23 protein-coding genes and 1 pseudogene are annotated in these 23,816 nt (G+C 70.7%); 2 read left to right on the top strand and 22 right to left on the bottom strand.

Features of this window, described 5'->3' with window-relative positions; all coding sequences use genetic code 11:
- Positions 1-63: 63 nt before the first annotated feature.
- From JOF40_RS17085 to JOF40_RS17105, 5 genes are all read right to left on the bottom strand, one after another.
- The gene (locus JOF40_RS17085; protein ID WP_129182085.1) at positions 64-1,542 is read right to left on the bottom strand and encodes a glutamate synthase subunit beta; all 1,479 of its coding nucleotides are present in this window, start codon (positions 1,540-1,542) and stop codon (positions 64-66) included.
- Positions 1,535-6,091, bottom strand: a complete 4,557-nt coding sequence (gene gltB / locus JOF40_RS17090) for a glutamate synthase large subunit (RefSeq protein ID WP_129183345.1) — start codon at positions 6,089-6,091, stop codon at positions 1,535-1,537. Before gltB ends, JOF40_RS17085 begins: the two co-directional genes overlap by 8 nt.
- A gap of 223 nt (positions 6,092-6,314) precedes the next feature.
- Entirely contained in the window at positions 6,315-6,749 is a 435-nt protein-coding gene (locus tag JOF40_RS17095) for a universal stress protein (RefSeq protein ID WP_129182086.1), read from the bottom strand.
- A gap of 46 nt (positions 6,750-6,795) precedes the next feature.
- Positions 6,796-7,230: a universal stress protein gene (locus tag JOF40_RS17100; protein WP_129182088.1), complete on the bottom strand. Its 435-nt coding sequence runs from the start codon at positions 7,228-7,230 to the stop codon at positions 6,796-6,798.
- Between the two features lie 74 nt (positions 7,231-7,304).
- Complete coding sequence (locus tag JOF40_RS17105) at positions 7,305-8,036, bottom strand: VIT1/CCC1 transporter family protein (protein ID WP_129182090.1); 732 nt, start codon at positions 8,034-8,036, stop codon at positions 7,305-7,307.
- Positions 8,037-8,122: 86 nt separating this feature from the next.
- Here JOF40_RS17105 and JOF40_RS17110 point away from each other — a divergent pair, with 86 nt between their 5' ends.
- Positions 8,123-9,184, top strand: a complete 1,062-nt coding sequence (locus JOF40_RS17110) for a threonine aldolase family protein (RefSeq protein ID WP_129182092.1) — start codon at positions 8,123-8,125, stop codon at positions 9,182-9,184.
- A gap of 19 nt (positions 9,185-9,203) precedes the next feature.
- On the opposite strand, the gene lgt is transcribed toward JOF40_RS17110, so the two are convergent.
- From lgt to trpC, 4 genes are all read right to left on the bottom strand, one after another.
- Positions 9,204-10,133, bottom strand: a complete 930-nt coding sequence (gene lgt / locus JOF40_RS17115; RefSeq protein WP_129182094.1) for a prolipoprotein diacylglyceryl transferase — start codon at positions 10,131-10,133, stop codon at positions 9,204-9,206.
- Positions 10,134-10,135: 2 nt separating this feature from the next.
- A complete protein-coding gene (trpA, locus tag JOF40_RS17120; protein WP_129182096.1) occupies positions 10,136-10,951 on the bottom strand; it encodes a tryptophan synthase subunit alpha in 816 nt (271 codons plus the stop codon).
- On the bottom strand, positions 10,948-12,189 hold the full coding sequence (trpB, locus tag JOF40_RS17125; RefSeq protein WP_129182098.1) for a tryptophan synthase subunit beta: 1,242 nt from the start codon (positions 12,187-12,189) through the stop codon (positions 10,948-10,950). Before trpB ends, trpA begins: the two co-directional genes overlap by 4 nt.
- Positions 12,190-12,270: 81 nt before the next feature.
- Positions 12,271-13,077, bottom strand: coding sequence for an indole-3-glycerol phosphate synthase TrpC (trpC, locus tag JOF40_RS17130; protein ID WP_129182100.1), 807 nt, complete (start codon positions 13,075-13,077; stop codon positions 12,271-12,273).
- 100 nt (positions 13,078-13,177) lie between these two features.
- Between trpC and JOF40_RS17135 the strand changes: the two genes are divergently transcribed.
- The gene (locus JOF40_RS17135) at positions 13,178-13,477 is read left to right on the top strand and encodes a hypothetical protein (RefSeq protein WP_129182102.1); all 300 of its coding nucleotides are present in this window, start codon (positions 13,178-13,180) and stop codon (positions 13,475-13,477) included.
- A gap of 30 nt (positions 13,478-13,507) precedes the next feature.
- Here the strand turns inward: JOF40_RS17135 and JOF40_RS19800 are convergent, their stop codons facing one another.
- From JOF40_RS19800 to priA, 13 genes and pseudogenes are all read right to left on the bottom strand, one after another.
- The gene (locus JOF40_RS19800; protein ID WP_129182104.1) at positions 13,508-13,936 is read right to left on the bottom strand and encodes a DUF2752 domain-containing protein; all 429 of its coding nucleotides are present in this window, start codon (positions 13,934-13,936) and stop codon (positions 13,508-13,510) included.
- Positions 13,933-14,466: a DUF4190 domain-containing protein gene (locus tag JOF40_RS20285; protein WP_129182106.1), complete on the bottom strand. Its 534-nt coding sequence runs from the start codon at positions 14,464-14,466 to the stop codon at positions 13,933-13,935. The genes JOF40_RS19800 and JOF40_RS20285 overlap by 4 nt, the downstream gene beginning before the upstream one ends.
- Positions 14,467-14,476: 10 nt before the next feature.
- Positions 14,477-14,671, bottom strand: a complete 195-nt coding sequence (locus JOF40_RS17150) for an HGxxPAAW family protein (protein ID WP_129182108.1) — start codon at positions 14,669-14,671, stop codon at positions 14,477-14,479.
- A 92-nt stretch (positions 14,672-14,763) separates the two neighbouring features.
- Positions 14,764-15,489, bottom strand: coding sequence for a sugar transferase (locus JOF40_RS17155; RefSeq protein ID WP_129182110.1), 726 nt, complete (start codon positions 15,487-15,489; stop codon positions 14,764-14,766).
- On the bottom strand, positions 15,486-16,205 hold the full coding sequence (locus JOF40_RS17160) for a hypothetical protein (protein WP_129182112.1): 720 nt from the start codon (positions 16,203-16,205) through the stop codon (positions 15,486-15,488). Before JOF40_RS17160 ends, JOF40_RS17155 begins: the two co-directional genes overlap by 4 nt.
- Positions 16,202-17,401: a glycosyltransferase family 4 protein gene (locus JOF40_RS17165; RefSeq protein WP_129182114.1), complete on the bottom strand. Its 1,200-nt coding sequence runs from the start codon at positions 17,399-17,401 to the stop codon at positions 16,202-16,204. Before JOF40_RS17165 ends, JOF40_RS17160 begins: the two co-directional genes overlap by 4 nt.
- A gap of 142 nt (positions 17,402-17,543) precedes the next feature.
- The gene (locus tag JOF40_RS17170; protein WP_129182116.1) at positions 17,544-18,125 is read right to left on the bottom strand and encodes a Trp biosynthesis-associated membrane protein; all 582 of its coding nucleotides are present in this window, start codon (positions 18,123-18,125) and stop codon (positions 17,544-17,546) included.
- On the bottom strand, positions 18,122-18,481 hold the full coding sequence (gene hisI, locus JOF40_RS17175; protein WP_129182118.1) for a phosphoribosyl-AMP cyclohydrolase: 360 nt from the start codon (positions 18,479-18,481) through the stop codon (positions 18,122-18,124). The genes JOF40_RS17170 and hisI overlap by 4 nt, the downstream gene beginning before the upstream one ends.
- Complete coding sequence (locus tag JOF40_RS17180) at positions 18,474-20,336, bottom strand: ABC transporter ATP-binding protein (protein WP_129182120.1); 1,863 nt, start codon at positions 20,334-20,336, stop codon at positions 18,474-18,476. The genes hisI and JOF40_RS17180 overlap by 8 nt, the downstream gene beginning before the upstream one ends.
- Complete coding sequence (locus JOF40_RS20400; RefSeq protein ID WP_372440775.1) at positions 20,333-21,118, bottom strand: ABC transporter ATP-binding protein; 786 nt, start codon at positions 21,116-21,118, stop codon at positions 20,333-20,335. The genes JOF40_RS17180 and JOF40_RS20400 overlap by 4 nt, the downstream gene beginning before the upstream one ends.
- A 150-nt stretch (positions 21,119-21,268) precedes the next feature.
- Positions 21,269-21,997, bottom strand: a pseudogene (locus JOF40_RS20405) (ABC transporter transmembrane domain-containing protein); the annotation flags it as partial.
- A 121-nt stretch (positions 21,998-22,118) separates the two neighbouring features.
- Positions 22,119-22,880 (bottom strand): imidazole glycerol phosphate synthase subunit HisF, encoded by a 762-nt coding sequence (gene hisF, locus JOF40_RS17190; RefSeq protein ID WP_129182124.1) that lies wholly within the window; start codon positions 22,878-22,880, stop codon positions 22,119-22,121.
- A gap of 115 nt (positions 22,881-22,995) precedes the next feature.
- Positions 22,996-23,721: a bifunctional 1-(5-phosphoribosyl)-5-((5-phosphoribosylamino)methylideneamino)imidazole-4-carboxamide isomerase/phosphoribosylanthranilate isomerase PriA gene (gene priA / locus JOF40_RS17195; protein ID WP_129182127.1), complete on the bottom strand. Its 726-nt coding sequence runs from the start codon at positions 23,719-23,721 to the stop codon at positions 22,996-22,998.
- Between the last annotated feature and the right edge of the window lie 95 nt (positions 23,722-23,816).

Consider the following 23,816-nt stretch of genomic DNA (forward strand, 5'->3'; position numbering starts at 1 on the left):
CCCAGGGTTGCAACCCGAGGTAGGTGCGGGAGTCCCACGAGAACGTGGTAATCCGGCTACTGGTCAGACGGTCAGCGGGCGTGCCGTCGGCGGGATGGGCGCCGGCAGCGTCGTGGAGCCCGACAGGTACGCGTCGACGCCGGCCGCCGCGGAGCGTCCCTCGGCGATCGCCCAGACGATCAGCGACTGGCCACGTCCCGCGTCGCCCGCGACGAAGACCCCGTCGACGCTCGACATGTACTTCTTGTCGCGGGCGATGTTGCCCCGCTCGTCGAGCTCGACGCCGAGCTGGTCGACCAGGCCCTCGGTCTGCGGACCCGTGAAGCCCATCGCGAACAGCACGAGCTGCGCCGGCAGGTCCTTCTCGGTGCCGGGCACCTCGGTCAGCTTGCCGTCGACGAACTCGACCTCGACGAGGCGCAGGGCACTGACGTGTCCGTCGTCGTCGCCGATGAACTCCTTGGTCGACACCGAGTACACGCGGTCGCCGGCCTCCTCGTGCGCCGACGAGACGCGGTACGTCATGGGGTAGGTCGGCCACGGCTGGTGCCCGGGACGATCCGTGCCCGGGTTGGGCATGATCTCCAGCTGCGTGATCGAGCGGGCGCCCTGGCGCACCGACGTGCCGAGGCAGTCGGCACCCGTGTCGCCGCCACCGATGATGACGACGTCCTTGCCGGTCGCGACGATCTGGTCGGAGCCGTCGGTCGTGGCCGGCTCCCCCAGCGCGACCCGGTTGGCCTGCGGCAGGAACTCCATCGCCTGGTGGATGCCGGAGAACTCGCGTCCCGGCACCGGCAGGTCACGGCGCACCGTCGAGCCGATGGCCAGCACCACCGCGTCGTAGCGGTCGCGCAGCTGCGAACCGGTCAGCGTGTCGCCGATCTGGACGCCGGTGCGGAACACCGTGCCCTCGCGCTCCATCTGCTCGATGCGTCGCTCGACCTGCTTCTTCTCCATCTTGAACTCGGGGATGCCGTAGCGCAGCAGTCCGCCGGGCTGGTCGTCGCGCTCGTAGACCGCGACGGTGTGACCCGCACGCGTCAGCTGCTGCGCGGCGGCCAGGCCTGCCGGCCCGGAGCCGACGACCGCGACGGTCTTGCCGGTCAGCCACTCGGGCGGCTCGGGACGGACACGTCGGTCGTCCCACGCCTTGTCGATGATCGACACCTCGACGTTCTTGATCGTCACGGCGTCGCGGTTGATGCCGACGACGCAGGCCGTCTCGCACGGGGCGGGGCACAGACGACCCGTGAACTCCGGGAAGTTGTTGGTCGCGTGCAGACGGTCGAGCGCCTCGTCCCAGTCGTCGCGCCACACCAGGTCGTTCCACTCCGGGATCAGGTTGCCCAACGGGCAGCCGTTGTGGCAGAACGGGATGCCGCAGTCCATGCAGCGTCCGGCCTGCTCGGTGATGATCGGCAGCAGCGCCCGGCCGGGTCCACCGGGGTAGACCTCGTTCCAGTCGTTGACGCGCTCCTCGACGGGACGCCGCTCGGCGACCTGGCGGGGCGTGTTGATGAAACCTCTGGGATCAGCCACGTGCGGCCACCTCCATCATGCGTGCTGTGGTGTCTTCTTCGGACAGGCCTTCGGCCTCTGCGGCGTCGCGCGCCTCGAGCACCAGCCGGTAGTTGACCGGCATGATCTCGGTGAAACGGGCCAGCGACTGCTCCCAGTGGGCGAGCAGCTGCTCGGCCACGGCGGAGCCGGTCTCCTCCATGTGTTGACGGACCAGCGCCTGCAGCTCGTCGGCGGTCGCCTCGGGGACCGGCCTCAGCTCGACCATGTCCTTGTTGACCAAGGTCTCGTCGAGGTCGAGGATGTACGCCGATCCGCCGCTCATGCCGGCCGCGACGTTGCGTCCGGTCGGGCCGAGGATCACGACCTTGCCGCCGGTCATGTACTCGAGCGCGTGGTCTCCCACGCCCTCGACGACGGCGCTGGCACCGGAGTTGCGGACGCAGAAGCGCTCGCCGACGCGTCCGCGCAGGAAGATTTGCCCGGTGGTCGCGCCGAAGCCGATGACGTTGCCGGCGACGATCTGCGCCTCGGCGGTGAACTGGGCGTCCCGCGGCGGCCGGACGACGATGCGTCCGCCCGACAGCCCCTTGCCGACGTAGTCGTTGCCGTCGCCCTCGAGCCGCAGGGTGATGCCCTTCGGGATGAAGGCCCCGAACGACTGACCGGCCGAGCCCGTGAACGTCAGGTCGATCGTGTTCTCGGGCAGGCCCTCGCCGCGGTAGCGCTTGGTCAGCTCGTGACCCAGCATCGTGCCGACGGTGCGGTTGACGTTGCGGATCGGCAGCTGGGCACGCACCGGCTCGCCCCGCTCGAGCGCATCGGCGCTGAGCTCGATGAGCTCGTTGTCGAGCGCCTTGTCGAGGCTGTGGTCCTGGGTCGTCGTGTTGTGCAGCGACGCCCCCTCGGGCAGCTCGGGCACGTGCAGGATGGGCGACAGGTCGAGCCCGTCGGCCTTCCAGTGGTCGACGGCCTTGGCGATGTCGATGACCTCGGCGTGACCGACGGCCTCCTCGATCGACCGGAAGCCCAGGCTCGCGAGGTACTCGCGGACCTCCTCGGCGATGTAGGTGAAGAAGTTGACGACGTACTCGGCCTTGCCGGAGTACTTCTCGCGCAGCGTCTTGTTCTGCGTCGCGACGCCCACGGGGCACGTGTCGAGGTGGCACACGCGCATCATGATGCAGCCGCTGACGACCAGCGGGGCCGTCGCGAAGCCGAACTCCTCGGCACCCAGCAGCGCCGCGATGATGACGTCGCGGCCGGTCTTGAGCTGACCGTCGGCCTGCACCACGATGCGGTCGCGCAGGCCGTTGAGCAGCAGCGTCTGCTGCGTCTCGGCCAGGCCGAGCTCCCACGGACCACCCGCGTGCTTGAGCGACGTCAGGGGCGACGCGCCCGTGCCGCCGTCGTGACCGGAGATCAGGACGACATCGGCCTTGGCCTTCGACACGCCTGCCGCGACCGTGCCGACGCCGACCTCGGACACGAGCTTGACGTGCACGCGCGCGGACGGGTTGGCGTTCTTCAGGTCGTGGATCAGCTGCTTGAGGTCCTCGATCGAGTAGATGTCGTGGTGCGGCGGCGGCGAGATGAGGCCGACGCCAGGCGTCGAGTGACGCGTCTTGGCCACCCACGGGTAGACCTTGGGGCCGGGCAGCTGGCCACCCTCACCGGGCTTGGCACCCTGCGCCATCTTGATCTGGATGTCGTCGGCGTTGGTCAGGTACTCCGACGTCACGCCGAAGCGTCCCGACGCGACCTGCTTGATCGACGAGCGACGCTCGGGGTCGTACAGCCGCTCGGGATCCTCGCCGCCCTCGCCGGTGTTGGACTTGCCGCCGAGGCGGTTCATCGCGATCGCGAGGGTCTCGTGCGCCTCCTGGCTGATCGAGCCGTACGACATCGCACCGGTGCTGAAGCGCTTGACGATCTCCGAGACCGGCTCGACCTCGTCGATCGAGATGGCCGGACGCAGCCCCTCGGTGCCGTTCGTGCCCTTGAGGCCGAACAGGCCACGCAGGGTCATGAGCCGCTCGGACTGGTCGTCGATGCGCGACGTGTACTGCTTGAAGATCTCGTACGAGCCCGTGCGGGTGGAGTGCTGCAGGCGGAAGACCGTCTCGGGGTCGAACAGGTGCTCCGGGCCCTCGCGGCGCCACTGGTACTCGCCGCCGACCTCGAGGTGGCGACGCGGTCCGGCGATGCCACGGGTCGGGTAGGCCCGCTCGTGGCGCGACCGCACCTCCGCGGCCAGCACGTCGAGGCCGACGCCACCGAGCTTCGACGACGTGCCGGTGAAGTAGGCGTCGACGACCTCGTGCGACAACCCGACCGCCTCGAAGATCTGCGCGCCGGTGTAGGACGCGACGGTCGAGACGCCGATCTTGCTCATGACCTTCAGGACGCCCTTGCCGAGCCCGTAGCGGACGTTGCGCAGCGCCTGGGCGGGCTTGACGCCCTCGACGAAGATCTTCTCGCGGGCGAGGTCCTCGGCCGACTCCAGCACGAGGTACGGGTTGACGGCAGTCGCGCCGTAGCCGATCAGCAGGGCGACGTGGTGCACCTCGCGGACGTCGCCGGCCTCGACGATCAGACCGGCCTGGGTGCGCAGCTTCTCGCGCACCATGTGGTGGTGCACGGCACCCGTCAGCAGCAGCGACGGGATCGGTGCCAGGTCGGCGTTGGAGTGCCGGTCCGACAGCACGATGATGCGGGCACCGTCGGCGATGGCCTGCGACACCTCGGCGCAGATCGCGTCGAGCTTGGCGCGCAGCGCGTCCCCGCCGCCGTCGACCTCGTAGAGGCCGCGGACGACGTGCACCGAGAAGCCCGGCATGTCGCCGTCCTTGTTCATGTGCCGGATCTTGGCGAGCTCGTCGCTGTCGAGCACGGGGAACGGCAGCTGGAGCATGCGGCACGACGCGGGGCTGGGCGCGAGCAGGTTGCGCTCGGGTCCGATCGTGCCGGCCAGCGACGTGACGACCTCCTCGCGGATCGCGTCGAGCGGCGGGGTGGTGACCTGCGCGAACAGCTGCGAGAAGTAGTCGAACAGCTGACGGGGACGGTCCGACAGCGCCGCGATGGGGGTGTCGGTGCCCATCGAGCCGATCGCCTCGGCGCCCGACCGCGCGATGGGCGCGATCAGGATGCGCAGCTCCTCCTCGGTGTAGCCGAAGACCTGCTGGCGACGCGTCACCGACGCGTGGGTGTGGACGATGTGCTCGAGGTCGGGCAGGTCCTCGAAGCGCACGAGACCGGAGTAGAGCCACTCGTCGTAGGGCTGCTCGGAGGCGAGGGTGTTCTTGATCTCGTGGTCCTCGACGATGCGGTGCTCGTCGAGGTCGAGCAGGAACATCTTGCCGGGCTCGACCCGTCCCTTGCGGATGATCGTCTGCGGGTCGATGTCGAGCACGCCCGACTCCGACGCCAGCACGACGAGGCCGTCGTCGGTGACCCAGTAGCGGCCGGGACGCAGGCCGTTGCGGTCGAGGACCGCACCGATCTGGGTGCCGTCGGTGAAGCAGACCGCAGCGGGCCCGTCCCACGGCTCCATGACCGATGAGTGGAACTCGTAGAACGCCCGGCGGGCCGGGTCCATGTCGCCGTTGTTCTCCCACGCCTCGGGGATCATCATCATGACGGCGTGCGGCAGCGTGCGACCGCCGAGGTGCAGCAGCTCGAGCACCTCGTCGAACGAGGCCGTGTCGCTGCCGTGGGGGTCGCAGATCGGGAACAGCCGCTGCATGTCGCCCGGGATGAGATCGCTCTCGAGCAGCGCCTCGCGGGCGCGCATCCAGTTGCGGTTGCCGCGCGCGGTGTTGATCTCGCCGTTGTGCGCCACGAACCGGAAGGGGTGCGCCAGCGGCCAGCTCGGGAACGTGTTGGTCGAGAAGCGGCTGTGGACGATCGCGAGCGCCGACTCCATCCGCTCGTCGCTCAGGTCGGGGAAGAAGCCCTCGAGCTGCTCGGTCGTCAGCATGCCCTTGTAGACCAGGGTGCGGCTCGACAGCGACGGGAAGTAGACCTCGAGCTCGTGCTCGGCTCGCTTGCGCAGCGCGAACGCGACCCGGTCGAGCTCGATGCCCGTGCGCGGCCGTCCCTCGTGACGTGCCGTGACGTACATCAGGGCGAACGACGGCATCGCGCCTCGCGACATCGATCCGAGGATCTCGGGGTTGACCGGGACGTCGCGCCAGCCGAGGACCTCGAGGCCCTCCTCGGTCGCCATCGCCTCGATCGAGGTGCGGGCCTCGACGGCCGCGTCGGGATCGATCGGCAGGAACGCCATGCCGCATGCATACGCGCCGACCTCGGGCAGCTCGAAGTCGGCCACACCGCGCAGGAACGCGTCGGGGATCTGGATCAGGATGCCCGCGCCGTCGCCCGTGTCGGGCTCGCCGCCGACGGCACCGCGGTGGTCGAGGTTGCGCAGGGCCGTGAGGCCCTTGACGACGATGTCGTTGCTGGCCACTCCCGTGAGGGTCGCCACGAAGGCGACACCGCAGGCGTCGTGCTCGTTGGCCGGGTCGTACAGGCCCTGGGCAGAAGGTGCCGTCGAGAACGGCATCGGCTTCGGGGACCTGGCCGTCCGGGGCTGGGCCTTCGGGGACTGAGCCTGGGGGGACTGGGCGCGCATGCTGGAGCCCTTTCTCACGTCATCGGTGGTCACGACATTCTCGTGCCGGGGACGACGTTGGCCTCGGACAGCATCACAAGATTACACGCCGGTGGCGGGATCGGCCGGTGAGGCACGCCTCACCTGCACCGGACGACCCGGACGGGGCTCCCGGTCAGACGGTCTTGACGATGTAGACGTCGCACGGCGCGTGCTGGGCGACGTCGGCGGCGACGCTGCCGAGCAGCCGTCCGAGGCCCTGCACCCGGCGGTTGCCGACCACGATCAGGTCGGCTCCCAGGCGCGTGGCCTCCGCGACGAGCGCGTCGGCCGGCTTGCCCTGGATGGGGCTGCTCTCGATGTGCGGCACGACGGAGTCGAGCGAGCCGGCGATCTCGGCAGCGATCGCCTCGGCGGCCTCGCCCGGCGTCAGGAGGCGGGCGTCGCCGAGCGGGCGGCCCGGCTCGCTCTGACCGCCCTGGCTGCGCGGGTCGACGGCGGTGAGGACGTGCAGGGTCGCACCTGTGCTGGCGGCCAGCTCGGCTGCGACGGTCGCGGCCTTGCGCGAGCTGGCGCTGCCGTCGACCCCGACGAGGATGGTCTTGATCATGTCGTTCTCCTGACGATCGACCCTCAGCGTATCGACGGGCGGGACGTCAGACGGTCTTGACGATGTAGACGTCGCACGGCGCGTGGTGCGCGATGTCGGTCGCGACGCTGCCGAGGATGCGTCCGATGCCCTGCACCCGCCGGTTGCCGACCACGATCAGGTCGGCACGGATGTCCTGGGCCACCGTCACGATGGCGTCGGCCGGCTTGCCGCGAGCCGGACTCGTCTGGATGTCGGCGACGATCCCCTTCAGGGAGCCGGCCACGTCGCGGGCGATGGCCTCGGCCTGGTCGCCCGGCGTCGTCTGCAGCCGCACGTCGCCGACGTAGCGGTCCTCGCCGAGGTTCTCGCGCACCTTCTCGTCGATGGCCGTCATGATGTGGAGCCTCGCGCCGGTCGCGGCCGCCAGCTCGGCAGCTACCTGCGCCGCCTTGCGCGAGGTGTCACTGCCGTCTACGCCGACCAGGATGGTCTGGAACATGGTGGTCTCCATTCAGTCGAACGACAGCGTAACTGCCAGTTACGTCTTCGTCACCCATCCGGGCGGGAGACGGCTCAGCCCAGCGACGCGCCCACGGCCTCGCCCACCAGGTAGGTGAGCCCGGCGGCCGCTCCGCCCAGCACCAGCTGGCGGGTCCCGCCGAACCACCAGGAGCGTGCCGTCACCCGGGTGACGACGGCCCCGCACGCGAACAGGCCGACGAGCGACAGGACGATCGCCGGCCACGCCGACTCGACGCCCACGAGGTAGGACGCCAGCGGGATCAGGGCACCCAGCGCGAAGGAGAAGAACGACGACACGGCCGCCAGCATCGGCGAGGCCAGGTCGTCGGTGTCGACGCCGAACTCCTCGCGGGCGTGCACCTTGACCGCGTTCTCCGGGTCGAGGTGCACCTCCCGCGCCATCTCGCGGGCGGTGTCCTCGTCGATGCCCTTCTCGACGAACATCGCGGCCAGCTCGGCCTCCTCGGCCGGCTCGTTGGACAGGATCTCGCGGCGCTCGATGTCGACCTGCTGCAGGGCGAACTCGCTCTGGCTCGCGACCGACGTGTACTCCCCCGCCGCCATCGAGAACGCGCCGGCGGCCAACCCGGCCAGACCGGCCAGCACGACCGGCTTGGTGTCGGACGCCTGGCTGCCGCCGACGACACCCATCATCAGCGCGAAGTTGGACACCAGGCCGTCCATCGCGCCGAACACGGCCGGTCGGAGCCAGCCTCCCGTGACGTCGGGGTGCTCGTGGTCGATGCTCGACGGGTCCGGCAGCGGTTCGTGCGTCTCGGTCATGGGCTGAACGTACGACGATCCGGCCCGTCCGTCACCGAAGGTCAGGCTGACCTGAGGCCCGCGGACACCAGTGGCAGGCTGGTGCAGTGAGCGTCTTCGAGCAGCCCCGCAGCTTCGCCAGCGACAACTACGCGGGGGCGCACCCCGAGGTGCTGGCGGCGATCGCCGAGGCCAATGTCGGCCACCAGGTGGCCTACGGCGGCGATGCGTGGACGTCGCGCCTGACCGAGGTCGTGCGCGGTCTCCTCGGGGCACAGACCGAGGTGTTCCCCGTCTTCAATGGCACGGGGGCCAACGTCACGGCACTGACGAGCCTCATGCCGCGCTGGGGCGCCGTCGTCGCTGCCGCGACCTCTCACATCAACTCCGACGAGGGCGGTGCGCCCGAGCGCGTCAGCGGCCTGAAGCTGCTGACAGTCGACACCCCGGACGGCAAGCTCACCCCCGAGCTGGTCGACCGGCAGGCCTGGGGATGGGGCAACGAGCATCGCGTCCAGCCGCTGGCGGTCAGCATCACCCAGACCACCGAGCTCGGGACGCTCTACACGGTCGACGAGATCCGCGCGATAGCCGACCACGCCCACGGGCTCGGCATGGCCGTGCACATGGACGGGGCCCGCATCTCCAACGCCGCGGCGGCCCTCGGGGTGCCGCTGCGCGACATCACGACCGATGCCGGCGTCGACGTCCTCAGCTTCGGCGCGACCAAGAACGGCGCGCTGTACGGCGAGGCGGTCATGGTGCTCGACCCGGCTGCCGCCGAGGGCCTGGTCTACCTCCGCAAGCTGTCGATGCAGCTCGCGTCCAAGATGCGCTTCGTGAGCGCCCAGCTGCTGGCGCTGCTGCAGGACGACCTCCACCTCCGCTCGGCGGGCCACGCCAATGCCATGGCTGCCAGGCTGCGGGGCTCGCTCGAGGCGTCGATCGCCGCCGGCGAGGTCTCGGGGCTCCGCTTCAGCCAGCCGACGCAGGCCAATGCGGTGTTCGCCGTGCTCGACCACGCCGTCGCCGACCGCATCCGCGAACGGGTGCGGTTCTACGACTGGGGCCGCGCGGCCGGCGAGGTGCGGTGGATGACCGCCTTCGACACCACCGCGGACGACGTCGACGCGTTCGTCGCCGTCATCCGCGAGGAGCTGACGCGCTGAGCGGCTGCTCAGCCATCGTTCACGGTCGGTCGGAAGAACCTGCCGCGGGCTCGTCGGAGGTCTCGGTCGTCCGCTCGGCGACGTCGTCGGACTCGTCGGCTGCGTCGATGTCCTCGTCTGCGACGACGGCGTCGGTCTCAGGCACCGGATCGGGCTTCGGCACCCGGTTGCGGGTCGCCACGAAGTAGGTCAGCGCCAGCACGAAGACGATGATCGACGTCCACACGTTGAGCCGGAACGGCCCGATGTGGTTGGCCTCGTCGATGCGCAGCTGCTCGATCCAGAACCGTCCAGCGGTGTAGAACATCGCGTACAGCGCGAACGCCCGTCCGCCCGTGAGCTTCACCCTGCGGTCGATCGCGATGATCAGCGCCGCGGCCGCGAGGTTCCAGAGCAGCTCGTAGAGGAACGTCGGGTGGAACGTCTCGAACTCGACGTATCCGGGCGGACGCTTGTCGGGCGCGATCTCGAGCCCCCACGGGAGCGTCGTGGGCTTGCCGAACAGCTCCTGGTTGAAGTAGTTGCCGATGCGGCCGATCGCCTGCGCGACGAGCAGACCGGGTGCGAGGGAGTCGGCGACCTTCGAGAACGAGACGCCGTAACGGCGGCACCCGATGTAGGCACCCAGCGCGCCGCCGAGCACGGCACCCCAGATGCCGAGGCCGCCCTTCCAGATCAGGAAAACGTCGCCGACGTGGCGTCCGTCGCCGAAGTACAGCTCGGGATCGGTGATGACGTGGTAGATGCGCGCCCCGACGATGCCGAAGGGGATGGCCCAGATCGCGATGTCGCCGATGACGCCCGCCCGGCCGCCCCGCGCCTGGAAGCGTCGCTCGCCGATCCAGATCGCCACGAGGGCACCGATGATGATGCCGAGCGCGTACGCCCTCAGTGGCAGTGGTCCGAGGTGCCAGACGCCCTGGGACGGGCTGGGGATGTACGCGAGCATGATCAGTTCCTCTCGACGCCGGCCCGCAGGTCGCGGGCCAGGGCGCGGACGGCCTCGATCCCGGCGGTCTCGTCGGGTGCGTCCAGCAGACAGCGTACGAGGGCGGACCCCACGATCACGGCATCGGCATAGGCCGCGATCTCGTGGGCCTGCGCTCCGTTGGAGACGCCGAGGCCGACGCCCACCGGCTTGTCACTGACGGCGCGCACCCGGGCCACGAGCTCCTCGCCCAGCGAGCTGGTCTGCTCCCGCGCGCCGGTGACTCCCATGACGGCCGTGGCGTAGACGAACCCGCTCGCCGCGTCGACCGTCATGGCCAGCCGCTCGTCGGTCGACGACGGCGCGACCAGGAAGATGCGGTCGAGGTCGTGGGTGCCCGACGCCTCGATCCACGGGCCCGCCTCGTCGGGGATGAGGTCGGGGGTGATGAGCCCCGAACCGCCGGCACCGGCGAGATCGGCGGCGAACCGCTCGACGCCGTACCGCTCGACGGGGTTCCAGTACGTCATGACGACGGTCGGGACGCCCGTGGCCGCCGTGGCCCGCACGACGTCGAACACGTCGGTCGTGCGCGAGCCGGCCGCCAGCGCCTGCTCGGCGGCGGCCTGGATGACAGGGCCGTCCATGACCGGATCGCTGTAGGGCAGCCCGATCTCGACGAGGTCGACGCCGCCCTCGACCATCGCCTCGATCGCGCGGATCGAGGTCTCCTTGGTCGGGAAACCCGCCGGCAGGTAGCCGACGAGAGCCGCACGCCCTTGGCTGCGGGTCCGCTCGAAGAGCTCGTCGACGGGGCTCGCCGGGGAGGCGGAGGTCATTCCTCGACCCCCTGCTCGAGCACGACCGGCTCGTCGATCAGGCCGAAGTACTCCGCGGCGGTGTGGACGTCCTTGTCGCCGCGACCCGACAGGTTGACCAGGATCGTGGCGTCGGGGCCGAGCTCCTTGGCCAGGTCGAGCGCTCCGGCCAGGGCGTGGGCCGACTCGATCGCGGGGATGATGCCCTCGGTCTTGCAGAGCAGGTCGAAGGCCGACATCGCCTCGGCGTCGGTGGCCGGCACGTACGACGCACGTCCGGTGTCGGCGAGGAACGAGTGCTCCGGTCCGACGCCCGGGTAGTCGAGGCCTGCGGAGATCGAGTGCGAGTCGAGCGTCTGACCGTCCTCGTCCTGCAGCAGGAACGAGCGGGCGCCGTGCAGCACGCCGACGTCGCCGCCGGTGATCGTCGCGGCGTGACGTCCGCTCGCGACCCCGTCTCCCCCGGCCTCGATGCCGACCAGGCGCACGTCTGCGTCGTCGATGAAGGCCGTGAACAGGCCGATCGCGTTGGACCCGCCGCCGACACAGGCGACCGCGGCGTCGGGAAGGCGTCCGTCGAGCTCGAGCACCTGCCGGCGCGCCTCGTCGCCGATGCCCCGGGTCAGGTCGCGGACCATGCTCGGGAATGGGTGCGGTCCGGCGGCGGTGCCGAACAGGTACGACGTCGTGTCGACGCTGGCGACCCAGTCGCGCAGCGCCTCGTTGATCGCGTCCTTGAGGGTGCGGCTGCCGCTCGTGACGGAGACGACCTCGGCACCCAGCATCTTCATGCGCGCGACGTTGAGGGCCTGCCGCTCGGTGTCGACCTCGCCCATGTAGACGGTGCACTCGAGGTCGAGGTAGGCGCACGCCGTCGCCGATGCGACCCCGTGCTGTCCGGCACCCGTCTCGGCGATCGCGCGCGGCTTGCCGATGCGCTTGGCCAGCAGGGCCTGCCCGATGACGTTGCGGATCTTGTGCGCGCCCGTGTGGTTGAGGTCCTCGCGCTTGAGCAGGATGCGGGCGCCGGCGGCCTCGGAGAAGCGGTGCGCCTCGTAGAGGGGGCTGGGGACGTTGGCGTACTCGCGCAGCATCCGGTCGAGCTCGGCCGTGAAGGCGGGATCGGCCTTGGCCTCGGTCCAGGCGCGGGCCAGCTCGTCGAGCGGCGCGACGAGCGCCTCGGGCATGAAGCGTCCGCCGAACTGGCCGAAGTGGCCGGTGGCGTCGGGCTGGGAGTAGATGGGCTGTGCCTGGGTCATGGCTTCCTCAATGATCTGATCGGTGGCCCGTGAGGGCAGGAGTGCAGGCGAGGGCGCGCCACCGCGTCAGCGGTGACGCCACTACCACCGATGCTGCAGAGCGGGGTGCGCGCCGGCGGCGACCAGATCGGCGACCGAGGCCCGGGGGTCGTCGCCGCGCACCAGGGTCTCGCCGACCAGCACGACGTGCGCGCCGGCCTTGGCGTAGTCGATGACGTCGCGGGGGCCGCGGACGCCGGAGGCGGCGACCTTGACGGCGGTGCCGGGGATGAGCGGCGAGAGGCGCTCGAAGGTCGTGCGGTCGACCTCGAGGGTCTTGAGGTTGCGGGCGTTGACGCCGATCAGGTCGGCACCGGCGTCGGCGGCGCGCTTGACCTCCTCGGCGTCGTTGACCTCGACCAGCGGGGTCAGGCCGATCGACCGGGCCCGCTCGATGAGGCTCTCGAGCGCGATCTGCTCGAGGGCGGCGACGATGAGCAGCGCCATGTCGGCACCGGCGGCCCGCGCTTCCCAGAGCTGGTAGGAGGTCGTGATGAAGTCCTTGCGCAGCACCGGGACGTCGACCGTGCCGCGCACCGCGCGGAGGTCGGCCAGCGTGCCGCCGAAGCGGCGCTCCTCGGTGAGGACGCTGATGGCCGCCGCACCGCCGGCCGCGTAGTCGGCCGCGAGCGCCGCGGGGTCCTTGATCGTGGCGAGCTTGCCCTCGCTCGGGCTGGACCGCTTGACCTCGGCGATGACCGACACGCCGTCGGAGCGGAACGCGGGCATCGGGTCGAGCGCCGGGTGCTGGCGCGAGGCGCGTTCCTTGAGGTCGTCCAGCGAGGTGACCGCCATGCGGGCCTCGAGATCTTCGGCCACGCCGACGAGGATGTCGTCCAGCACTGACATGACTCCTCCTCCGCAGCAGACGTTGGGCTCGTGGTCAAGAGTATCCCGAACCGGCTGTGGATCGTCCCGGGGTTGCCGACTGCCTCACTATGCTCGGTGCATGTCGACCCCCGAGCGTCCCGAGGCGGGTCCCAGCGACCCGGTCACCCTCAACCGCAAGGCGGTCTTCAGCATCGTGTGCGGCATCTGCGCCTTCGCGCTGATCTACGTCGAGCCCGTCGGAGGGCTGCTGGTGGCTGTCCCGTCGATCACCAGCGGTCTGCACGCCCGCCGCGAGATCGTCGCTGCGCAGGGCCTCCAGACCGGTGACTCGATCGCCGTCATCGGTTTGATGGTCGGCGGCGGTGCGGTCGTGACCGTCGTGCTGTCGTGGCTGCTGCCCGTCGTGACGGGCCGCTGAGCCTCGCCGGACGCCGACGCACGTCACGATTCAGGGCGCGAGCCACGCGCCCCACGGGGTGATGCGAAACAGTCCGAAGACGCCGAACGCCAGCAGCACCGCGGCTCCGGAGGTCGTGCTGAGCGACACCATCCGAGCCGTGGTGTCGCCCGACGCGCGGCGTACGGCCCACACGCACCACAGCACGACCGCCGCAGCCACCAGGAGCACGGCGAGGGCGTTGCTGCTGAGCGCTGCGACGACGTCGCCGCGGGTCAGGTCGTTGACGGCCCGCAGCCCTCCGCAACCGGGGCACGGCAGGCCGGTCAGCGACAGGAACGGGCAGAAGCCGTACGAACCCGAGCCGTGCGGATCGTGGACGTGCAGCAGGGCCGCTGCCCCCAGCCCCAGGCCCGCGGCCAGCGCCGGTGCCGCGAGGGCACGACCGGCCGACGCCGCGGGGGCGTCGGCGTGGCTCACGCGAGGGACGTGATCACGACGATGGCGATGAATCCGGCCCAGATGACCGTGCCGATGATGCCGGTGACCAAGCCGGCGATCGCCATGCCGCGGCCCTCGTACGCGCCCTTGGGCGCGGCGTCGATCTCCTTGCGCGCGAGGACCGACAGGATGATCGCCGCGGGGCCGATCAGCACGCCGACGTAGCAGAACACGATCGAGACGATGCCGAGGACCATCCCGAGGACGGCCTTGGTCGAGTTCTGCGGACGCGGCGGGTAGCCGTAACCCTGAGGGGCCTGGCCATAGCCCGGAGGGGGCCCGTAGCCGGGCGGGGGGCCGTAGCCGGAAGGCGGCTGGCCGTAGCCCGCAGGGGGCTGGTCGTATCCGGGAGGCGCCTGGCCGTGCGTCGGCGGCGCCTGGCCGTATGACGGCGGCACCTGTCCGTAGGTGGGAGGAGCCTGGCCGTACGACGGTGGCGGAGCTGCTGCGGGCTCGGACGGCTGGTCGTCGTCACCGGGATAGGTGGGGTACTGCGGCTGATCGCTCACGACGGGCCGGTCAGTGCTCGGCGCGGTCGGCACCCATGCCGGCAGCCGACATGATGCGCGCGACGACGCCGGCGGCCAGGGCGATCACGGTGCCGATCGTGAACAGGATCCAGTTGGGGTCGGGGACCAGGGCGATGCCACCGATCGTGATGCCGACCAGGCACATGATTACTCCGGTCCAAGCGGCGGGCGACGATCCGTGCATGGGTGAGACTCTCCTCGTGGTGGCTGAACTGGCCTCAGACTACTGGGTCGCGGCACCCCGCACGCACGCGCCCGACCGGTGTCGGGCACCGGTCAGATCGCCTCGGTCGCCATCGCGTCGTCGGCCTCGGCGATGACCCTGACCAGCGTGGGGCGACGCGAGCGGGTGCGTCGGTCGATCATGTCGAGCACGCCCTGGTACGTGTAGGCCCTCTTGAAGCCGATCACGATCATGACGGTCGCGAGCAGGATCGACAGGTCGAGCCAGATCGAGTAGCGCTGCACGCAGGCCCGGCAGTACGCGCCCTCGAGCGTCAGACGCTCCAGGTCGGTCAGCTCGGCGCGACCGACCAGCTGGGCCGGACCCGTCAGGCCCGACTTGGTCAGGAACCGGTCGTCGGCCGTCGGGTACTCGGCGCGCAGGGCGGCGACGACGTTCTCCGGCAGCGGTCGGTTGCCGACGATGCTCATCTGGCCCCGCAGGACGTGCATCAGCTGCGGGATCTCGGTCAGGCCGCAGCGCTCGAGGAGGCGGCCGACCCGGGTGTAGAGCGGCGAGTCGGGCGAGATGTTGAGGAAGCGGACCTCGTTCTCGATCGGGACGGTCGTGCGGTTGACGAGAGCCTCGGCGTTCTTGACCATCGTCCGGAACTTGACGATCCGCAGCACCTCGTCGTTCGAGACGCGGCGCATCGAGCGGTACAGCACCGGCCGACCCGTGAACACGAGGACCGCCAGACCGGCGACGAGGAGGACAGGGACCCAGATCAGGGCGGCGAGGCCTGTGATCACGACATCGAGTGCGCGCTTGGTGTTCATGGACGGCTGTTCCTCTCGGAGGGGGACATACGGAGCTCGAGCGACGTGCTGGGAGTGTGTGCTCGTGGAGGAAGAATCGTGGTGGTGACCAGGCGGGCGGCGTTGACGACGAGCCAGAGCCGGGCGTCGAGGCCGCTGATGCGCGACGACGACGTGCCGGCGACCGACTCGGCCGTGACGGCGAGGCGCTGGAAGCTGGTGTGCAGGGCGAGGCGCGAGTGCGACGGCCGGTCGACCAGGCGGCCGGGGTAGACGACCGCGAGAGCCGCGCCGGCGCGGGCGGCGACCTCGCCCAGACGCTGCTCGACCAGGCACTTGAAGCCGCCGTAGTAGCGGCGGTCGGCTCCCGGTGCCAGCGCGATGATCGAGGAGATCAGCACGACGCCGGTCGGACGCCCCGCCGTCGCGAGGAGCAGCCGCTCGACGACGTCGAGGTCACGGGCGAAGGCGGCGTGGTCGTCGTCGCTCGAGACCTCGTCGGGGTGGATGGGGCCCAGCGCGCACACGATGATGCGCACCGGGCCGTCTCCGACACCCAGCAGGTCGAGCCGCTGGTCGATGCGCAGGACAGTCGCGTCGCCTCCCGAGAGAGCGGCGGAGTCTCCTGCGTGCCGGGCGACGACATAGGTCCGGTCGCCGCGCTCGGTGGCGCGGGCCGTGACGGCCTGGCCGGCCCGCGTGAGGGGTCCGACGACGATCGTGGTGAGCGGGCTCATGCGCGATCACCGACGCTGGAACGCAGGACCGTCTCGAATCGGTCGGCGCACGTCGACATCGCGAACTCGCTCTCGGCGAGCTCTCGGGCCGCCGCGCCGATGTCGTCGCGGCGGTCGGGGTCACCCAGCAGCTCGGCGACCCACCGGGCAGCTGCCGGGAGATCGTCGGCGGAGGGCGCGAAGACGGCACCGCCCGTGCGGGTCACGAGATCGGCGGCGGCGTTCTCGGCGGGCATGAGCCCGACGATCGGACGACCCGCGCACAGGTACGACAGCGTCTTGGACGGCACCGAGAAGGCACCGGCCTGCTGGTCGAGCAGGACGACCAGCACGTCGCCGGTCGCCAGCACCTCCGACAGCTGCTCGTAGGGCTGGAAGGGCAGCAGCGTGATCGGCACCAGCAGGCGGTCGGCCTCGCGCTGGAGCAGCTCGACGGCAGGACCCTCGTTGACCACGACCAACCGCACGTCGCGGCCCGCGCGGCGCACCTGGTCGGCCAGCGACACCATCAGCGCGGGATCGTGCTTGAGGCCCAACGTGCCGGAGTAGAGCAGCGTGAGGGTGTCGTCGAGCTCGTGCTCGACGGCCCAGTCGTTCTTGCGGGGGCACGGGACGATCTCGTCGAGCGGGGCCCAGTTGGGGATGACGGTGACCTTGTCGGCCGTCCCCCACGACTCGTGCACCGGCACGAAGGAATCGGCGATCACGACGACGGCCGACGACCGGCGCGAGCACCAGCGCTCGGCGACCTCGAAGGCGCTGGCGACGACGCCGAAGGCCCGGGAGAGCTTGGCACCGGCGAACGACCGGATGGCCACGGAGTAGACGTCTTGGTGCCACAGCACCCACGGCGTGCGCGTGACCATCATCGCGAGGGCGAAGACCACGAGCGTGGGCACCTGCACGTTCGACATCAGGGCGACATCGGGGCGGACCGCCCGCACGTGACGCACGAGCTCGACGCCGAGGCGGAGCTCCTGGAACAGCCGCCGCACGAAGCTCGACTTGTCGAAGACGATGTCGTCGCCGATGGTCTGGAAGGCCAGGGTCTCGCCCGGGCCGGCCGTGAGGCGTCCCTTGCCCGAGACGTAGGCACCGCAGGACGAGTACACGACGTCCTGGCCCCGGCGGGACAGCTCGCGGCTCAACTGCACCTGGAACGGGTGGCCGCTGAAGTCGTGGACGAGAATCCTCATCGACCGGCCCCCTTGGGTGTGATGCACTGCACTGACACCTAGGAGAACGAGCGTCCGAGCAGGGTGTTACGCATGGGCCACGGCCGTTGGTCCATCGTTCATGTCGGACCTCGGCAGGGGGCGCGGCCGGCGGGGCGGCAGGCTAGGCGGTGGGGTCGTCCCCGCGGTCCATCGCCTTCCACATGTCGCTGCTGCTGGCATCGGGCGGCAGCTGCTTGGCTGCGCCCGGGGCGTCGTAGCGACTGCTCATGGTCGGCCACGCGCCGGCCAGCCGCACCGTGACGGCACCCAGGACGATCGCCAGCACGAACGCCGCGATCGCCACGAAGGGCCACGGCGAGTACGAGATGTCGCCGATCGACGACGGGCTCGTGTACGCGGGGGACTTCTCGGCCGCCGCCCGAACCGCGTCGACGAGGCCGCCGCCGCCAGGACGCGGCACCAGCACGATCGCGGCGACGGAGACCACGACCGTCAGCACGCCGACGACGCGGCGCATGCGGTGCCCGGCTGCCAGGATCGCCAGCGCCGCCGTGACGACGACGACCGCCAGGGCGGACACGAGGGGCTGGGCGTCGGCACCGGTCACCCGGACCGTCGCGGAGGCGAGACCCTCGGCCCGCACCTCGGCCTCGGCCCACGTGCGGCCGGCCGCGAAGAACGCGAGCCCTCCGGTGGCCAGCATCGCCAGGACGACGGGGCCGTAGAGCCGGCGGGGACTCACAACAGCCGGTCCGCGTCGAAGCACGTCGTGTCGCCGGTGTGGCAGGCCGGTCCGGTCTGGTCGACGAGCACCAGCAGCGTGTCGCCGTCGCAGTCGAGGCGCACCTCGCGCACGGCCTGGACGTGTCCGGACGTCTCGCCCTTGACCCAGTAGCTCTGGCGGCTGCGGCTCCAGTAGGTGCCGCGGCCCGTGGTCAGCGTGCGGTGCAGCGCCTCGTCGTCCATCCAGCCGACCATGAGCACGTCGCGCGACGATGCGTCCTGGACGACGGCCGGCACGAGGCCGCCGGCGTCCCGCTTGAGACGTGCGGCGATGGCGGGATCGAGGGAGGTCACGGGACCCAGTGTCTCAGGCATCGTCACGCGACCCGCCCGGACCGGTCGTGGTGGCGGTGAGCGACGCCTGGGCGACCCAGCTGGCGTGGAGCCGCTGGTAGACACCACCGCCGTCGACGAGCTCGGCGTGCGAGCCGTCCTCGACGAGCTGCCCCGCGTCGAAGACCAGGATGCGGTCGGCGTTCTCGGCCGTCGACAGTCGATGGGCGATCGTGACGCTCGACCGGCCGTCGAGCAGCTTGTCGAGGGCACGGGTCGCCCGCAGCTCGGTCTGGGGATCGACCGCGCTCGTGGCCTCGTCGAGCACGATGAGGTCGGGATCGGCCAGGGCCGAGCGCACCAGGGCGACGAGCTGCCGCTCCCCCGCCGACAGCGACTCGCCCCGCTGGCCGACCTGCGAGTCGAGCCCGCGCGGCAGGTGCGCGAACCAGTCGTCGAGCTCGAGCTCGGCGACGACCGCCAGCAGCTGCTCGTCGGTCGCGTCCTGCCGCCCGTAGAGCAGGTTGTCACGCAGCGTCGCGTCGAACAGGAAGCCCTCCTGCGGCACCATCAGGACGTGCTGCCGAAGGTCGGCGAACGAGATGGTCGAGATGTCGGCGGCCGACTCCGGATCGGTGCCGAGCCGGACCGTGCCCGACGTGGGATCCATGAGCCGGGTCAGCAGCTTGGCGAACGTCGTCTTGCCCGACCCCGTCTCGCCCACGACGGCGATGCGCTGGCGCGGCTCGAGCACGACGTCGACGTCCTTCAGCACCGGCGGCCCGCCGGGGTACGCGAACGTCACGCCGTCGAAGCGAGCACCGAGCGAGCCCGGCGGCAGTGACGTTCCCCCCGCGCCCGGATCGACGACGTCGGCGGGCGTGTCGAGCAGGTCGATGACGCGCCGCCACGAGGCGATCGCGTTCTGGGCGTCGGTCAGCACCTGCGTCGCGGTCTGGACCGGCCCGACGAACAACCCCACCAGGAAGGCGAAGGCGATCACGGTGCCCATCGACAGGTCGCCCTTGACGCCCAGCACCACGCCGAACGCCAGCACCGCACCGTTGGCCAGGCCGCCGGCCACCCCGGACGAGGCGAACGTGACGGCGACGAGCTTCTGCGCCGAGACGTTGGCGTCGAGGTTGCGCTTGATGCCGTCGTCGACCCGCTGCTGCGTGCGACGCTCGATCGCGTGGGCCCGCACGACCGAGGCACCGACGACGGGCTCGGCGATCACGGCGATCATCTCGCCGACCGTGCGGCGGACGATGTCGTACGCGTCGCTCAGCCGGGTGGCGAACCACTTGAGGCTGATCGCGAGCGGCAGGAAGCAGACGATCACGACGATCGTCAGCTGCCACGAGTAATAGGCCATGATGATCGTCGCGACCACGATCTGCCCGAGGCTCACGACGATCTGGATGCCGGTGAACTGCAGGAACTGCGACACCTGGTCGATGTCGGACGTCACGCGCGAGACGAGCACCCCGCGGCGCTCGGAGTTCTGGGTCAGCATCGACAGGTCGTGCACGTGCCGGAAGGCGTCGACGCGCATCTGCGCCAGGCCAGTCTCGCTGGCCACGAACAGCCGGATGCGCATCCAGTAGGCGATGCCGGCGGTGACGAGGATCAGCACCGACGCGATCGCGAGGAACCCGCCGACGTCGCTCAGGCGGGTGTCGCCGCCGTCGCCGAGGCCCGCGTCGACGGTGCGCTGGATCAGCACCGGCACGACCGAGCCGCCGACCGTGCTGAGCACGGCCAGCAGGATCGTCAGGCCCAGTCCGTCCTTGATCGCGGGCGACAGGGCGAGGCCCCGACGGATGATCTGGGTGCCGCTCTCACGGCTCTGCGCGATCTCCGGAAGGTCGTTGTCGGTATCGGTGGCGGTGCTCATGACAGCTCCTCCCGTGCCTGGTCGTACGCGTTGACGAGGTTGCGGTAGTCGGGCGACTGCTCGACGAGCTCGTCGTGGGTTCCGCGTGCCGCGATGGCCCCCTGATCCAGGAACACGACCTCGTCGGCCAGCGCGATCGTGGCCTTGCGGTAGGCCACGACCAGGACGGTCGGGCCGTCCCCGTCGGACGTGCTGGCCGCCAGCGCCTTGAGGATGCGCTGCTCGACCTCGGGGTCGACGGCACTCGTGGCGTCGTCCATGACCAGCAGCCGCGGACGCCGCACGAGCGCGCGGGCCAGCGACAGCCGCTGCCGCTGGCCGCCTGACAGGGTCGTGCCGCGCTCGCCCAGCTGGGAGTCGAGACCGCGCGGGAGCTCCTGCACGAAGTCGGCGGCCTGCACCGTCCGCAGCGCGCCCCAGACCTGCTCGTCGGTGAAGTCGCCGCCCAGCGTGACGTTCTCGCGGACGCTGTCGTCGAACAGGAAGGTGCCCTGGGGCACGACCGCGATCGCGCGGGCGAGCTCGTCGTGCGTCAGGTCGCGGATGTCGGCGCCGTCCACCGCGATCGAGCCGGACTGCGGGTCGACCAGGCGGGTCAGCAGCGACGTCAGCGTGCTCTTGCCGCTGCCCGTGGCACCGACGACCGCGACGACCTGGCCCGGGGCGACGTCGAGGTCGATGTGGCGCAGGACGTCCGTCCCCTCGCCGAAGCGGAAGGTCACGTCGCGCACCGCGAGCGCGACCGCACCCGTGCCGGCCAGCGTCTGCGGGCCGTAGGGCATCGAGCCCCGCTCCTGCAGCACGGCGTCGACGCGCTCCCAGCTGACGACGCTGCGGGGCAGCTCGCCGAGCACCCAGCCGATGGCTCGCACCGGGAACGCGACGACCGTGAACAGGTAGGCGACCGACACGACGTCGCCCGGGTCGGCGGCACCACTGGCGACCCGGCCCACCCCGAGGACGATGACCATGAGGATGCCGATGTTGGGCAAGGCCTCGAGCAGCGGGTCGAAGATGCTGCGGATGCGTCCCACTGCGATGTTGGCGTCGCGCAGCTCCTGCGAGACGTCGCGGAAGCGGTCGGTCTCGTCGGCCTCGCGGCCCAGCGACTTGACGACCAGTGCCCCGTCGAACGACTCGTGGGCGACGGCGCTGACCGAACCGCGCAGCGACTGGGCGTGCGCGACCCGGGGCGACAGCCACCGCTGGTAGAAGACGTTGATGACGAACAGCGCCGGGAAGACGACGAGCCCCACGAGCGTCAGCACGAGGTCGGCGCGCACCATCTCGACGATCGCCGCGACGAGCATCGCGATGACCCCGATCGCCATCGGCAGCGGCATGAACACCGCCCAGGCACCCTCGACGTCGGCGTTGGCGTTGGACAGCAGCTGGCCCGTCGGGTGCCGGTGGTGCCACGACATCGGCAGCGTCAGGTACTGGCGCGTGACGCGGCGGCGATACTCGGCGACCAGTCGGTAGTAGACGATGCCGCCGATCAGCCGCCGGGCCACGATGCCGAGCGCGCGCAGCACCGCCACGGCCATGAACAGCGCGATGGCCCCGGCCAACGCACCCTCGGTGACGTCCCCGCGCTCGAACGACGGACGGATGACGTGGTCGGTCGCCCAGCCCAGCACGCGGGCATCGGCGACCGTCATGAAGCCGAACAGCACGCTGCCGACGACCGACACCCAGAACAGCAGACGCTGCTCCTTGATGCCGCGTCCGAGCAGGCTGAAGCCGCGTCCGGTGATGTGGTCCGTGCGTGCGTCGCCGAGGTCAGCGGACACGATGTCCAGCAGCTTGCAAGGTCTCTTTCACCTGTCCGATGGTCATGTCGCCGAAGTGGAACACGCTCGCGGCGAGCACTGCGTCGGCACCGGCATCGACGGCCTGCGGGAAGTGCTCCAGCCGTCCGGCACCACCACTCGCGATGAGTGGCACCTGTGTAACGTCACGGACCGCCCGAATCATTTCCAGGTCGAAGCCGTCGCGCGTGCCGTCGGCATCCATCGAGTTGAGCAGGATCTCCCCCGCACCGAGCTCGGTGGCGCGGCGGGCCCACTCGACGGCGTCGATCCCGGCCGATGTGCGGCCGCCGTGCGTCGTGACCTCGAAGCCGCTGGGCTGGTCTGGGCTCCGACGAGCGTCGACGCTGAGCACGAGCACCTGGTTGCCGAAGCGCTGGGCGATCTCCGCGATGACCTCGGGACGGTTGATGGCGGCGGTGTTGATGCCGACCTTGTCGGCACCGGCCCGCAGCAGCCGGTCGACGTCCTCGGGGGTGCGCACTCCTCCGCCGACCGTCAGGGGGATGAACACCTGGTCCGCGGTGCGACCGACCACGTCGAACGTCGTGCTGCGGCTGTCGGAGGACGCCGTGATGTCGAGGAACGTCAGCTCGTCGGCACCCTCGGCGTCGTAGACCGTCGCCATCTCGACGGGGTCTCCCGCATCACGCAGGTTGACGAAGTTGACGCCCTTGACGACGCGACCGTTGTCGACGTCCAGGCACGGGATGACACGGACGGCAAGGCTCACCGGACGAGCCTACCGGCCGACAGCATGGAGACCTTGGGCGGTGGACGCGCCACCGTACGAGCGCGAACTTGGCCGCTTTCGGTGGCAGGTCGACCGCTCCCCCACGGTCGGCGACTCAGACCTCGGCGACGGCCGAGAGCGCCTCGGGCAGCGTGAAGGCACCCGCATACAGGGCCTTGCCGACGATCGCGCCCTCGACGCCGATCGACGTCAGGCTCGCGATGTCCCGAAGGTCCTGCAGGCTCGAGACACCGCCGGAGGCCACGACGGGCTTGTCGGTGTGCTCGCACACGCGACGCAGCAGATCGAGGTTGGGGCCGGTGAGCGTGCCGTCCTTGGCGACGTCGGTCACGACGTAGCGCGAGCACCCGTCGCGCTCGAGACGGGCCAGCACCTCGAACAGGTCGCCGCCCTCCTCGGTCCAGCCGCGAGCGGCGAGCGTCGTGCCGCGGACGTCGAGGCCCACGGCGATCTGGTCGCCGTGCTGCGCGACCACCTTGGCGCACCACTCGGGGTTCTCGAGAGCCGCCGTGCCGAGGTTGACGCGGGTGCAGCCCGTGGCGAGAGCGGCCGCCAGCGAGGCGTCGTCGCGGATGCCGCCCGACAGCTCGACCTTGACGTCGAGTCGTCCGACGACCTCGGCCAGCAGCTCACGGTTGGAGCCCTTGCCGAAGGCCGCGTCGAGATCGACGAGGTGGATCCACTCGGCGCCGTCGGTCTGCCACTGCAGGGCCGCGTCGAGGGGAGAGCCGTAGGACGTCTCGCTGCCGAGGGCACCCTGGACGAGGCGCACGGCCTGTCCATCGGCGACGTCGACGGCGGGGAGGAGTTCGAGGGTCACGCGGCGATGATATCGGCCGACGGCACCCGCTCGACCTGCCGGTGCGCGGCACGGTGTCGATCCGGTGAAGGTGGCGGCGCACCCCCGTTCGACGG

The sequence above is a fragment of the Aeromicrobium fastidiosum genome (assembly GCF_017876595.1).
GTDB lineage: Bacteria > Actinomycetota > Actinomycetes > Propionibacteriales > Nocardioidaceae > Aeromicrobium > Aeromicrobium fastidiosum.

Coding starts and splice junctions, on each gene's coding strand:
- gltB (WP_129183345.1), bottom strand. CDS start 6,091: ATGCCGTTCTCGACGGCACCTTCTGCCCAGGGCCTGTACGACCCGGCC.
- JOF40_RS17095 (WP_129182086.1), bottom strand. CDS start 6,749: ATGATCAAGACCATCCTCGTCGGGGTCGACGGCAGCGCCAGCTCGCGC.
- JOF40_RS17100 (WP_129182088.1), bottom strand. CDS start 7,230: ATGTTCCAGACCATCCTGGTCGGCGTAGACGGCAGTGACACCTCGCGC.
- JOF40_RS17105 (WP_129182090.1), bottom strand. CDS start 8,036: ATGACCGAGACGCACGAACCGCTGCCGGACCCGTCGAGCATCGACCAC.
- lgt (WP_129182094.1), bottom strand. CDS start 10,133: ATGCTCGCGTACATCCCCAGCCCGTCCCAGGGCGTCTGGCACCTCGGA.
- trpA (WP_129182096.1), bottom strand. CDS start 10,951: ATGACCTCCGCCTCCCCGGCGAGCCCCGTCGACGAGCTCTTCGAGCGG.
- trpB (WP_129182098.1), bottom strand. CDS start 12,189: ATGACCCAGGCACAGCCCATCTACTCCCAGCCCGACGCCACCGGCCAC.
- trpC (WP_129182100.1), bottom strand. CDS start 13,077: ATGTCAGTGCTGGACGACATCCTCGTCGGCGTGGCCGAAGATCTCGAG.
- JOF40_RS17135 (WP_129182102.1), top strand. CDS start 13,178: ATGTCGACCCCCGAGCGTCCCGAGGCGGGTCCCAGCGACCCGGTCACC.
- JOF40_RS17150 (WP_129182108.1), bottom strand. CDS start 14,671: ATGCACGGATCGTCGCCCGCCGCTTGGACCGGAGTAATCATGTGCCTG.
- JOF40_RS17155 (WP_129182110.1), bottom strand. CDS start 15,489: ATGAACACCAAGCGCGCACTCGATGTCGTGATCACAGGCCTCGCCGCC.
- JOF40_RS17160 (WP_129182112.1), bottom strand. CDS start 16,205: ATGAGCCCGCTCACCACGATCGTCGTCGGACCCCTCACGCGGGCCGGC.
- JOF40_RS17165 (WP_129182114.1), bottom strand. CDS start 17,401: ATGAGGATTCTCGTCCACGACTTCAGCGGCCACCCGTTCCAGGTGCAG.
- hisI (WP_129182118.1), bottom strand. CDS start 18,481: ATGCCTGAGACACTGGGTCCCGTGACCTCCCTCGATCCCGCCATCGCC.
- JOF40_RS17180 (WP_129182120.1), bottom strand. CDS start 20,336: ATGAGCACCGCCACCGATACCGACAACGACCTTCCGGAGATCGCGCAG.
- JOF40_RS20400 (WP_372440775.1), bottom strand. CDS start 21,118: ATGCCCTACGGCCCGCAGACGCTGGCCGGCACGGGTGCGGTCGCGCTC.